This is a genomic window from Clostridium sp. CM028 (assembly GCF_030585565.1).
GTDB lineage: Bacteria > Bacillota > Clostridia > Clostridiales > Clostridiaceae > Clostridium_AD > Clostridium_AD estertheticum_B.
This window is the reverse complement of the sequence record NZ_CP077766.1, coordinates 3,104,760-3,117,550: the sequence shown is the minus strand read 5'-3', so window position 1 is coordinate 3,117,550 and position 12,791 is coordinate 3,104,760. Positions and strand designations below refer to the sequence as shown.

Here is a 12,791-nt window from a genome sequence, read left to right as displayed (position 1 = left end):
TATCCTAAGTTAACTTAAGTTAATCCTATACTTTACGGAAACTTAAGTTAATCTTAGCTAATACATTATTCAATTTAGTTTTCTTTTAACCTATTTAATTAAAGATTTTCCTGTCATTTCACTTGGTATACTGAGTCCCATAGCTTGGAGCATAGTTGGTGCAATATCCGCCAATATTCCACTATCTTTTAGACCATTACTGTGATTTGAAACGTATGTGAATGGAACTAAATTTGTAGTATGTGCTGTCATTGGCTTTCCAGACGAATAATCAAGCATTTGTTCAGAGTTTCCATGATCTGCAGTTATAAATACGCTACCGTCCTTGCCTAGAACGCACTCAACAATTTTTCCAAGGCATTCATCCACTGTTTCTATAGCTTTTTTAGCAGCTTCAAAAACGCCTGTATGACCTACCATATCTGGGTTAGCATAGTTAAGTATAATCATGTCGTATTCATCTGTTTCTAGTCTCTTTAATAATTCTTCTGTAACCTCTTGCGCACTCATTTCTGGCAATAAATCATATGTTGCTACTTTAGGTGATGGAATTAATGCTCTATCTTCATTTACATTCGGAGCCTCAACACCTCCATTAAAGAAGAATGTAACATGGGCGTATTTTTCAGTTTCAGCTATTCGGAGCTGTTTTTTACCCATTTTACTAACATATTCTCCAAGCGTATTAGTGTAACTTTCTGGCGTATACGCTACATCAACGTTTTCTATAGTTATATCATATTGCGTAGTACATACAAAGTTCAAATTTAAAGTTTCTCTTTTAAAACCATTAAATACTTTATCATTTAATGCCCTAGTAAGTTCGCGAGCTCTGTCCGGTCTAAAGTTAAAGAATATTACACTATCGTTATTACTTATAGCTGAAACAGGCTTATTATTTTCCATTATAACAGTCGGAAGAACAAATTCATCTGTCTTATTATCATGGATAGCTTTTTTAACTGCCTCTATTGCTGAGGTATTTTCCTCACCCTTAGATAAAACCATAGCATTATATGCAAGTTCAACTCTTTCCCATCTCTTATCTCTATCCATAGCATAATATCTACCACATACAGTAGCAATTTTACCCACGCCTATTGTATTCATATATTCTTCGAGTTCTGCTATGTATTGTAGTGCTGAACCTGGTTGCACATCCCTACCGTCTAACAATGCATGAACATAAACATTTTTAGCACCTTTATCCTTAGCAAGCTTTATTAAAGCTTTTAAATGATCAATATGAGAGTGAACTCCTCCATCTGACAATAATCCTAAAAGATGCACGGTCGAATTTGCCTTAATAGCTTTATCTATAGCTTTATTAAAAGCAAGGTTTTCAAAAAAGTTTCCTTCTTCAATTTCTTTTGTTATTTTCGTAAGTGCTTGATATATAATTCTACCAGCACCTATGTTTAAGTGGCCAACTTCTGAATTTCCCATTTGACCCGCTGGTAGTCCTACCTCTAGGCCACTTGCATTTAATTTCGTACTTGGATATTTCTTTATTATTCTGTCATAGTTTGGTTTACTGGCCGCAACTACTGCATTTCCATCTACGTTACTTGATAACCCGAATCCATCTAAAATCATTAGCATTACTGGTTTTTTTGACATTTTTGTTCCCCCATCCGTTGTTTCTAAAATCAAAATACATGTATATGTATCAATAGTTCACAGTTATAATTAACTAACTAAAGTAGATTACTCTACTAAAGTAGCTAAATCCACTAAAGTGGCTGCATCTACTAAAGTAGTCTAGCCACATTAGTGGATTCATTTACTATAACATCTTAATAATTTACTATTCCTGCGAAGTCTTGTGCCTTAAGGCTAGCTCCTCCGATTAATCCACCATCTATATCTGATTTACCCATTTGTTCTTTTATAGTTGTTGGTTTAACAGATCCACCATATTGAATTCTAACTTTTTCTGCTACTTCTGCTCCGAACATAGCTCCAACAGTTGCTCTTATAAATGCAATTGTATCATTAGCCTGATCAGCAGTTGCAGTTTTACCTGTACCTATTGCCCAAATTGGTTCATAAGCAATAACCAATTTTTCCACTTGTTCTTTTGTAAGTCCTTCTAAATCTAATTTTACTTGACTAGCTAAGACTTTTTCTGTAATATTTCCTTCTCTATCACTAAGAGTTTCCCCTACGCAAAGTATAGGAATAATACTATGGCTATAAGCAGCTTTAATCTTTTTGTTTACAGTTTCATCAGTTTCATTGAAATATTGTCTTCTTTCACTATGACCAATTATAACATATTCAACGCCCATATCTTTTAGCATTCCTGGTGCAATTTCACCTGTAAAAGCACCATTTTCTTCAAAATGCATGTTTTGAGCTCCTACCTTTATATTTGTACCCTTACTTGCCTTTATTACTGCGTCTAAACATAAAAATGTAGGACAAACTACAACATCACATTTTGCATCTTTAACTAACGGTTTCATTTCCTCAATTAAAGTTACAGCCTCAGCTACAGTTTTATTCATCTTCCAATTTCCTGCAATTATACCTTTTCTCATCAAAAAACCCCCAAGTATTCTTTTATTGTAAGTAATAATTATTAGTATTGTTATCTGGACAACAATTAATGTATATTAAAATATTTAAAATGTCTTATTTAACTTTAACTATTTATTTGTAAGAGCTTCAATTCCTGGTAATAATTTACCTTCTAAGAATTCAAGAGATGCTCCACCACCTGTAGATATATGAGTCATTTTATCTCCAAATCCTAATTGATTAACAGCTGCTGCACTATCTCCACCACCTATTATAGTAGTTCCATCAACTTTTGACATAGCCTCAGCTACTGCTATTGTTCCCTTTGCAAAATTCGCAAATTCAAATACTCCCATTGGTCCGTTCCAAACGATAGTTTTAGCAATGCTAATAGCGCCTTTATACATCTCACAAGTCTTAGGTCCAATATCAAGTCCCATAAACCCATCAGCAATATTTTGACTTTCAGTAACTACTGGCTCTGCTTCAGCTGAAAATCTATCTGCAACAATATTATCTACAGGTATTAAAAATTTAACTCCTTTTGACTCAGCTTTTTGCATCATAACTTTAGCATATTGTACTTTATCTTCTTCAACTAGTGAACTTCCGATAGAATATCCACCAGCTTTTAAGAATGTATAAGCCATTCCTCCACCAATTATTAAAGTATCAACTTTTTCAAGCAAATTTTCGATAACATTTATTTTATCAGAAACCTTAGCTCCACCTAAAATTGCTACGAAAGGTCTAACAGGGTTCTCTATTGTATCCCCTAAAAATTTTAATTCCTTTTGAATTAAATACCCACATACTGAAGTCTCAATAAATTGTGTTACTCCAACTGTAGAGCAATGAGCCCTATGAGCAGTTCCAAAGGCATCATTTACAAATACATCTGCAAGGGATGCTAATTCCTTTGAAAAGTTTTCTGTATTTTTAGTTTCTTCTTTTCTATATCTTGTGTTTTCTAATAATAGAACATCTCCGTCTTTCATTTTTGATACGGCAGATTTTACATTATCACTAACTACATTTGGGTCTGCTGCAAAGACTACTTCTTTTTTTAACATTTCGCTTAATTTCTTAGCAACTGGCGCTAAAGAAAGCTCAGGTTTTGGTTCTCCACTTGGTTTTCCAAGATGTGAACATAAAATAACTTTTGCACCTTTTTCTATCAAATAATTTATTGTTGGCATTGCACCTACTAATCTATTTACATCTGTAATTACCCCATCTTTTAATGGTACATTAAAATCGCATCTTACTAAAACTTTTTTACCTTTAACCTCAATATCCTCGATTGTTTTTTTATTGAATTGCATACACATTCTCCTCCCATATGGTTTATAATACAAGTTTCTTATAATTTAATCACATTCATATAAATAGACTACCCTACTATCTTACTATTTACTACTCTCTTACTATTTATTTGAATGTACCTTGTATTAATAAAATATAAAAAGGTCCGGTTCCATAGACTAACTATAAAACCAGACCTTAATACTATACTTACAGTTTCCTACAGTTTTATAATAAAATTAAATTTTATAGTCTGTCTGCAACATATTTAGTTAAATCTGCTAATCTGTTTGAATAACCTGCTTCATTATCGTACCATGAAACAACTTTAACCATATTTCCTTCGATAACCATAGTTGACATAGCATCAACTATAGAAGATCTTTCGTCTCCTTTAAAATCAATTGAAACTAAAGGTTCTTCACAACAACCAAGTATTCCTTTCATTTCAGTTTCAGCCGCTTTCTTAAATGCTGCATTTACTTCTTCTACAGTAACATTCTTTGAAACTTCGCAAACTAAATCTGTACATGAAACTGTTGGAGTTGGAACTCTTAATGAGAATCCGTTTAATTTTCCTTTTAATTGTGGTAAAACTAATGCTACTGCTTTTGCTGCTCCTGTTGTAGTTGGAATCATTGATAGGTTAGCTGCTCTTGCACGTCTCATGTCACTATGTGGAGCATCTAATAATCTTTGATCTCCAGTATATGAATGAATTGTAGTCATTAAGCCTTTAACTATTCCAAATTCTCTGTCTAAAACTTTAGCAAATGGTGCTAAACAGTTTGTTGTACATGATGCATTTGATATTACGTTATGTTTTGCTGAATCATATTTTTCTTCGTTAACTCCCATAACTATTGTAATATCTTCATTTTTTGCTGGTGCAGATATAAGAACTTTTTTAACACTTACACATAAATGATCGCTTGCTTTAGTAGCATCTGTAAAGAATCCTGTTGATTCTAATACTATTTCTACTCCAAGTGAACTCCAGTCAATATTCTTTGGTTCTCTTTCTGCAAATATTTTAATTTCTTTTCCGTTAACTACTATTGCACTTTCTTTAGCTTCTACAGTTCCGTCAAATTTTCCGTAAAGTGAATCATATTTTAAAAGATGTGCGAGTGTCGCAGCATCTGTTAAATCATTAATTCCTACTACTTCTAATTCTGTTGAATAATTTTTTACTAGTGCATTAAATACATTTCTTCCTATTCTTCCAAATCCATTAATTCCTACTTTTACCATCTTGGCAAAACCTCCTAAATTTTATTAACCTAATTATATGTAAATATATAATTTTTTCATTAATCAAATCATTATATAGTTTACTCTCTTTTCTCTATAATATTTACTATTTCTTCTGCAGCCGCTTGATCAATTATTAAAACAGTGCTTAAGCGGTTGATTTCAGTAGCGATGATGGCTCTAGCTTTATTTTTTCCAGCCGCTACTGCGATTAGTGTTTTGCTGTCTGTAACATCTTCATTTTTCACCCCAATAGTAGGTGTAGAATGAACTATTTCTCCTAATTCATTATAGTATTGACCAAATGCTTCTCCTACTGCACCTAATTCTTCAAGTTCCTTTATCTCTTTTTCAGGTACTTCTCTTTTCATAGCCATATCACTGGCGATACCTATTCCATAAATAAGAATATCAGCACTTCGAATCTTATCAATTATACTTTTTATACTTTTTTCATTTACTATAGTTTTTAAAGCATCATTGCTCAAATTATCAGGTACATGTAGTAATTCGTAATTTCCACCAATTTTATCTGCTAGCCTAGCCACTAAAGTATTAGCTTGAATTTCTACATTTCTGGCCATACCGCCCCTGGCCGGAAGCACTAAAACATTGGTATATTTGTTATTTTTAGATAAATTGTCTACAACTTCCTTAACTGTTGATCCACCTGTTATTGCAATTATACTGTTATCTTTAATAATATCCATAACATAAATTGCAGCTACCTTCCCAACTTCTTTAAGGACACTTTTATCAATTTCAACGTTCCCGGGAACAACTATAACTTGCTGTAGCTTCAAATGTTTCTCAATAAATTTCTCGATTTTAGACAACCCTTTTATCTCATGAATAAATCCTTTTAACTGATCTAAAATTTCTTCACCATCAGTTGTTATAAACATACCCAGTGCATTAACCTCAATCAAGTTTTGGGACTTTAGAAAGTTTATTTCATTTCTTACTATTCTCTCGCTTATGCACATCTGATCTGCTAAAATTCTTCGTCCTATAGGTTGATTATAACATATCATCCTTAATATATCATGTCGTTTTTCAAGAAGTTCTATTAATTCAGGCACTATTTTTTGTTGTAATTTTAATATACTCTCCACTTGAACACCTTTCTGGACTTTTTAAGTCCCAGCTTATATTTTTTGCTCCCACAAACATTATAGATGAAATACCAACTTTTTTAAATTAGTATTTGCAAAAAAGATGTTAACATTTTGTTAACGGCATGATTAAATCATCTCCTGCGTAGCTGAAATATTAAAATCTTTTCCGCTTACAAGAACTTTTAATTTCAAGTTCTTCCCTATATTTTGCTACAGTTCTTCTTGAAATATTCATCCCTTCTACATTTAATCGATTACAAATAATTTGGTCTGATAAGGGCTTCTTTTGGTCCTCATTATGCACCATTTCTTTAATAGTTTTCTTAATATTAGTTGTGGATACATCCTCACCACCTACAATTGACGCAATGCCATTAGTAAACAAGTCTTTTATTTTAATGACTTTCCCGTTATTTATACTAACATATTTCTCCCTAATTGCACGGCTTATAGTAGATTCATGCATTTCTAAATTGTTAGCAATCTTTTTAAGCGTCATTGGTTTTAAATATTCAGCGCCTTTATCGAAATATTCCTTTTGAACTGCCAAAATATCTTCCAAAACTCTATATACAGTGTTTTTCCTTTGTTCAATACTTTTAATAAGAAACACTGCGCTATTAATTTTATCTTTTACATATTCTACAGCTTCTATATCATTTTCATTTTTAATAATTTCTTTATACAAACTATTTATATTCAATTTAGGAAGTACATCTTCATTCATAGAAATAAAATATTGGTCATCAATTTTATTAATATAAGCATCAGGCACAATATACTTAACCGTCTCACCAGTATAAAATCCTCTTGACGGCTTAGGCTCTAAAGTTTTTATTATATCTCCATATTTTTGAACCTCAGAAATTTTAACATTTAGTTCCTTAGCTATATCATTGTATTTATTTTCTCCCAATAATTCTAAATACTTATCAATGATTATATAAATATTTTCATCATCTATCCCCAGATTATGTAATTGAATCCTTAAACATTCCCTTAGGTTCCTAGCTCCAATTCCTTGTGGCTCTAAAGATTGGAAAATTTCAAGTGCAATTTCAGCATTCTCGTTTGTTATTCCGAGCTCCCTACATATATCAGATAAATCTTCCGATAAATAACCTTTGGTATCTAAGTTCTCCACCATATATTTGCATATTTCTAAAATTTCATACTGCTCCGTTAGTTCTCCTATTTGCTCTTTAAGATAATCTTTAAGAGATTTTTCCTCTGCAATATAATAAAATGGCGAAATTTCCTCATTTTCATTCTTTGCAGCATAGCTCTTTACTTTATAATCATCCTTGCCAAGATATTTAATTATTTCTTTATAATCAAATTCATTATTGTTATTACTTTTGTGGTTTTGCAAGTCTTTTTCCTCCAGCACTGGATTCTCTTGCATCTCTTTATTTACATATTGTCCTAGCTCATACGCTGACATTTGAAGAAGTTTAACAGACATTTGCATTTCTTGAGTCATTATTAATTTTTGTTCTTGAATCAAATTTAAACCAAAATTAATGTTCATTTTATTATCACCTCATCTTTGGTTGCTATTTATTTTCATGTACCTCTCATATTATAAATATTATAACATAGCTAATGATATAAACCTAGATTATGCATTAAGCTAGAAATAAAAATAAAAAATCTCAGCACAAATTTCTACAACAGCAGAAAACGTAAGCTAAGATTTTTTATTTTTAAAATATTATCTAGATCCTTTAACATATGGTTTACCACTCGCAAGGGGGCCTGTTGTTTTTCCAACAAATCCTGCAAGTGCAATCATGGTAAGTACATATGGAATAACATCATATACTTCTGTAGGTAAATTCCAGCTAAGTCCCTGTGCAAAAATATTAAATGCACTACCAAAGGCAAATAACAAACTAGCCCCAAGCGCTCCGAAAGGTTTCCAATTACCGAAAATAACAGCCGCTAAGGCAATAAATCCACGTCCTGCAACCATTCCTTCTCTGTAAAGTGGTGTTATTCCCAGGGATAATGCTGCTCCACCGAGCCCTGCTAGCATTCCTGATAAAATAACACATAAATATCTTATCTTATAAACATTTATTCCTAAAGTATCAGCCGCCTTTGGATGTTCTCCTACAGCTCTAATTCTAAGTCCTAAAGGTGTTTTATATAGTATATAATGCGAAACAAATACTAAAATAATCGCGAGTATTACAAACCAGTTTAGCTGCGATATTAAATTCCCTATTATTGGTATATTTTTAATCCAATCCGGTATGTTATATGAAAGTCCTGTTACTATATCTGTTTGGCCACCTTTACCACCAAATAACTTAAATATTAAGAAACTCGCAAGGGCAGTAGAAAAAAGATTTATAGCAGTACCTGAGATTACTTGATCTGCACGCAAATGTATGCTCAGCACAGCGTGTATTAATCCCAAAACACCCCCTGCTATCACCCCAAAAAGTATTCCCATTGCTGGACTTCCAGTGGTGTAACTTCCATATACCGCAAAGAAAGCGCCTATTACCATCATACCTTCGAGGCCTATATTAACCACACCTGATTTTTCTGAAAATATACCACCCAGTGCTGCAAAAATTAGAGGCGTAGCTATTCTTAAAGTTTGCGCAAACAAATTAATTAAAATAACACTACTCATTTGTAATCGCCCCCTTCTTTTTCTTCTCAGAGAAGTATTTAACAATATAATCTGTTGCTACAAATATAATAATTATAGCTTGGATTAAATAAACTATTTCTTTTGGTATTCCGTTTAATTGAAGGGTTCTAGAACTACTATTTAATGTTCCAAATAATAAAGCTGATGCTATACATCCAATAGGATTGCTCTTTGCAAGTAAAGCAACTGCAATTCCATCAAACCCATAAGAGGGAAGTGCCATGAAATCTTTTGCATTATGAAGCACGCCTGCAACATGCGTTGCCCCACCAACTCCGGCTATTGCACCAGAAATCACCATAGCCAAAACAGTATTTTTCGCTACATTAATCCCACCATATTCTGCAGCATGTGGATTTATACCAACTGCTCTTATTTCGTAACCAACAGTGGTTTTCCATAATAACCAGAATATAAAGATAGCTACTGCTATGGCAAGGAATATACTAATATTAGCTCCACTACCGCTAACAAACCTATGAATTTCTGCACTCTCTTGTATATTAGGAGTACTTGCTTTACCTTCCACTCCAAAACTAGTTCTTAAAATAATAAAATTGGCTAAAGCCATAGATATATAATTCATCATAATTGTGTTAATAACTTCATGAGTGCCTACTTTAGCCTTTAAATATCCCGGGATTGCTCCCCATACTCCTCCGGCTAAAAGTCCTGCTAAAATAACTAAAACTATATGAATTACTGGATTTAGTCCTGGCAATGTTCCAACAACAGCAGCTGCCATCATTCCAAGTATAAATTGACCAGCAACACCTATATTAAATAATCCACATTTAAATGCTACAGCATTTGCAACTCCTGTAAATATTAATGGAGTAACTTCTGAAAGGGTAACGAAGGTTACTCTAGTATTACCAAACCCACCTTTATATATAAGTCCAAATAAATCACCTAAAGCTGAAAAGTATTGTATTATAGAATATCCTTTTGCCCACATTACAAAGAATACAGCAACAAATATAGAAACGATTATAGAAAAGAAAGGGAAAGCAAGTGTTTTAATGATATTTTTTGCTATACTTACAAAATTACTATTTTCACTTTCTACTTTATTCATTATCTTTAGCTCCTTCCGGTGTTTTATTTAGATTACCACCAGCCATAAGTATACCAAGTTTTTTCTCTGTTGCATCACATCTATCGAGTATATCTACTATTCTGCCATCATACATTACGGCAATTCTATCTGATAATGCCATTATTTCATCAAGTTCTAATGATACTAATAAAATCGCCTTACCCTTATCACGTTCTACAACTAATCTTTTGTGAATATATTCAATTGCACCAACGTCAAGACCTCTCGTAGGTTGTGCTGCTATTAATAATTCCGGATCTTTTGAAATTTCTCTAGCTGCTATAAGTTTTTGTTGATTACCACCTGATAATGATTCCGCATTTACATCTGCATTTGGGGTTCTAATATCAAATTCGCTAATAAGTTCATCACAGTGTTTTCTAATTTCTTTGTAATTCATAACTATGCCTTTACTGAAGGGTGCATTTTTATGAATTCCAAGCACTGAGTTTTCAAATAGAGAATAATCTAATATAAGCCCTCTTTTATGCCTATCTTCTGGTATATGGCCAACACCTACTGACATAATATCTCTTGGTGACTTACCATATGTATTTTTACCGTTTATTATAATGCTTCCACTCTTAGGCCTTTGAAGTCCAGTTAAAACTTCTAACAATTGAGATTGACCATTTCCATCAACACCAGCTATCCCAAGAATTTCTCCACCATATACTGCTAAGTTTAAATTTTGTACTGCAGGTAATCCTCTGTGATCACTTGCACAAAGATTTTCAATTTTCAATATTTCGCCGCGAATTTGAGCAGGATTTTTCTCTACAGTTAGATTAACTTTTCTGCCTACCATAAGCTGCGCTAATTCGTCTATACTTGTTTCTTTAGTCTTTACTGTTCCAGTTACTGCACCTCGCCTAATTATAGTAACTCTATCACTCATACTCATAACCTCTTTTAATTTATGAGTTATCAGTATTACGGATTTTCCTTCTTTTTCAAGATTTTCAATTATGATTCCGAGTTCCTCAATTTCCTTTGGTGTTAAAACTGCTGTAGGCTCATCTAATATTAAAATTTGTGCACCTCTATATAGCGCCTTTAGTATCTCTACCTTTTGTTGTTGCCCTACAGAAATATCTTCTATAACCGCGCTTGGGTCTATTGCGAAACCGTACCTTTCTGAAATTTCTTTAACATCATGTATCGCTTTGCCCATATCAATTTTGAATCCTTTTTTAGGTTCAATACCCAACACAATATTTTCCGCAACAGTAAAATTATGTACAAGCATAAAATGTTGATGAACCATTCCTATACCTAACTTGATAGCATCATTTGGAGTAGATATATTCACTAGGTTACCGCTTACATAAATCTCGCCTTCTTCTTGTTTATATAGACCATAGAGAATATTCATAAGGGTTGTTTTTCCTGCGCCATTTTCACCAAGAAGAACGTGTGTTTCGCCTCTTAATAGTTCAAAATTTATGTTGTCATTGGCAATGGTTCCTGGAAAAATCTTTGTTATGCCCTTCATTTCAATTACCTTTTCCATTGGATTTCCTCCTTAAAAAGATTATTCATCACCTGTAGGTGCTGACATCACCTGTGGTGCTGACATCATCTTCACCCAAAATTTTCATTATTCTTAGAAAGAGCTAGATGTAACACATCTAGCTCTTATTGTATACTAAAAACCATAAATCAGTAAATGAAAATTTATATTTATTGATTTTTATTTAAAATCCATTGCTCCTTTTCTATTTACTGGAACAACTGTTTCTCCAGCTATAACTTTATCTTCATATTTTTTAACTTCATCCAAAACATCTTTTGGTACGTTTTTATTAGATGTATCAGCTATTCCTACGCCTTTTTCTTTTAACCCAAGATTAGTAACTGTACCGCCTTTAAATTCGTTTTTAATTTGAGCTTTAGCTTGATTGTAAGTTGCTGTATCAACTCTTTTTATCATACTTGAAAGTATAATATCAGAATACTGTGGAACTGTTAAAGATTGATCCATATCAACTCCTATAGCCCAAACTGTCTTCCCTCCATCTTTTAATTCTTTAGCCGCTTTAAATAAACCAAGTCCAACTCCCGCTGCTGCATGATAAATTACGTCGCAACCGCCTTGATATAATGATTTAGATAATTCATAACCTTTTGCTGAATCATTGTAACTATCTGCATATTTTACAGTTGTTCCTGCACTCTTACCATCTATGCTCAATAATCCTTTTGCAGCTTCTGGATTAACTGCTTTAACACCAGCTGCAAACCCAACTTCAAATCTATTTATTAATTCATTATCTTTTCCACCAATAAATCCAATTTTATTAGTTTTAGTCATTTTCCCAGCAATAATTCCCATTAAAAAAGATCCTTCTTGCTCTTTAAAAGTAATTGATGCTACGTTTGGAAGATCAACAACTGAGTCTATAATTGTAAAGTTTTTATCAGTATGAGTTTTAGCAACCTCTGTCATTGCATCTGCAATTTGATATCCAACAGCAAAAGTTAGATTTGAACCCTCTTCGACTAATGACTCTAAATTTGCTGAATAATCCTCTTTCTTTTGAGCTTCAAGAGCATGGTACGTGAAACCGTCTTCAGATTGCGCCTTTTTAACCCCTTCATCTGCTGATTGGTTAAATGCCTTGTCGTTTAATCCACCCTCATCAGTAGAAAGTCCTACAACTACAGTACTTTTTTGTGTATTTTTTACAGCTTCCTTCTTAGTTCCACAGCCAGCAAACAATGTTGTAACTATTGCCATTGATGTAAGTACTGCAACTATCTTTCTTTTATTCATAATAAATTCCTCCCTAAGTAATTAACTAATTAATTAAACAATATTATT

The 12,791-nt window shown here is 32.9% G+C and carries 10 protein-coding genes; all 10 read right to left on the bottom strand.

Features of this window, described 5'->3' with window-relative positions:
- Nucleotides 1–90 precede the first annotated feature (90 nt).
- Nucleotides 91–1,620 (bottom strand): 2,3-bisphosphoglycerate-independent phosphoglycerate mutase, encoded by a 1,530-nt coding sequence (gene gpmI / locus KTC94_RS14635; RefSeq protein WP_220319586.1) that lies wholly within the window; start codon nucleotides 1,618–1,620, stop codon nucleotides 91–93.
- Nucleotides 1,621–1,796: 176 nt separating this feature from the next.
- Entirely contained in the window at nucleotides 1,797–2,543 is a 747-nt protein-coding gene (gene tpiA, locus KTC94_RS14630) for a triose-phosphate isomerase (protein WP_220286094.1), read from the bottom strand.
- A 108-nt stretch (nucleotides 2,544–2,651) separates the two neighbouring features.
- The gene (gene pgk, locus KTC94_RS14625; protein WP_220319585.1) at nucleotides 2,652–3,848 is read right to left on the bottom strand and encodes a phosphoglycerate kinase; all 1,197 of its coding nucleotides are present in this window, start codon (nucleotides 3,846–3,848) and stop codon (nucleotides 2,652–2,654) included.
- A gap of 226 nt (nucleotides 3,849–4,074) precedes the next feature.
- Nucleotides 4,075–5,082 (bottom strand): type I glyceraldehyde-3-phosphate dehydrogenase, encoded by a 1,008-nt coding sequence (gap, locus tag KTC94_RS14620; RefSeq protein WP_165412698.1) that lies wholly within the window; start codon nucleotides 5,080–5,082, stop codon nucleotides 4,075–4,077.
- An 80-nt stretch (nucleotides 5,083–5,162) separates the two neighbouring features.
- Entirely contained in the window at nucleotides 5,163–6,197 is a 1,035-nt protein-coding gene (locus KTC94_RS14615; RefSeq protein WP_216301897.1) for a sugar-binding transcriptional regulator, read from the bottom strand.
- 157 nt (nucleotides 6,198–6,354) lie between these two features.
- Nucleotides 6,355–7,725, bottom strand: a complete 1,371-nt coding sequence (gene rpoN / locus KTC94_RS14610) for an RNA polymerase factor sigma-54 (protein ID WP_216302031.1) — start codon at nucleotides 7,723–7,725, stop codon at nucleotides 6,355–6,357.
- 189 nt (nucleotides 7,726–7,914) lie between these two features.
- Nucleotides 7,915–8,847, bottom strand: coding sequence for an ABC transporter permease (locus KTC94_RS14605; RefSeq protein ID WP_216301896.1), 933 nt, complete (start codon nucleotides 8,845–8,847; stop codon nucleotides 7,915–7,917).
- Nucleotides 8,840–9,946, bottom strand: a complete 1,107-nt coding sequence (locus tag KTC94_RS14600; protein ID WP_220319584.1) for an ABC transporter permease — start codon at nucleotides 9,944–9,946, stop codon at nucleotides 8,840–8,842. The genes KTC94_RS14605 and KTC94_RS14600 overlap by 8 nt, the downstream gene beginning before the upstream one ends.
- The gene (locus tag KTC94_RS14595) at nucleotides 9,939–11,480 is read right to left on the bottom strand and encodes an ABC transporter ATP-binding protein (protein ID WP_220286096.1); all 1,542 of its coding nucleotides are present in this window, start codon (nucleotides 11,478–11,480) and stop codon (nucleotides 9,939–9,941) included. Before KTC94_RS14595 ends, KTC94_RS14600 begins: the two co-directional genes overlap by 8 nt.
- A 180-nt stretch (nucleotides 11,481–11,660) precedes the next feature.
- The gene (locus KTC94_RS14590) at nucleotides 11,661–12,743 is read right to left on the bottom strand and encodes a BMP family protein (protein WP_216301893.1); all 1,083 of its coding nucleotides are present in this window, start codon (nucleotides 12,741–12,743) and stop codon (nucleotides 11,661–11,663) included.
- Nucleotides 12,744–12,791 lie beyond the last annotated feature (48 nt).

Excerpts from the sequence above, each read along its gene's own strand:
- gpmI (WP_220319586.1), bottom strand. The coding sequence starts at position 1,620 with ATGTCAAAAAAACCAGTAATGCTAATGATTTTAGATGGATTCGGGTTA.
- tpiA (WP_220286094.1), bottom strand. The coding sequence starts at position 2,543 with ATGAGAAAAGGTATAATTGCAGGAAATTGGAAGATGAATAAAACTGTA.
- pgk (WP_220319585.1), bottom strand. The coding sequence starts at position 3,848 with ATGCAATTCAATAAAAAAACAATCGAGGATATTGAGGTTAAAGGTAAA.
- gap (WP_165412698.1), bottom strand. The coding sequence starts at position 5,082 with ATGGTAAAAGTAGGAATTAATGGATTTGGAAGAATAGGAAGAAATGTA.
- KTC94_RS14605 (WP_216301896.1), bottom strand. The coding sequence starts at position 8,847 with ATGAGTAGTGTTATTTTAATTAATTTGTTTGCGCAAACTTTAAGAATA.
- KTC94_RS14600 (WP_220319584.1), bottom strand. The coding sequence starts at position 9,946 with ATGAATAAAGTAGAAAGTGAAAATAGTAATTTTGTAAGTATAGCAAAA.
- KTC94_RS14595 (WP_220286096.1), bottom strand. The coding sequence starts at position 11,480 with ATGGAAAAGGTAATTGAAATGAAGGGCATAACAAAGATTTTTCCAGGA.
- KTC94_RS14590 (WP_216301893.1), bottom strand. The coding sequence starts at position 12,743 with ATGAATAAAAGAAAGATAGTTGCAGTACTTACATCAATGGCAATAGTT.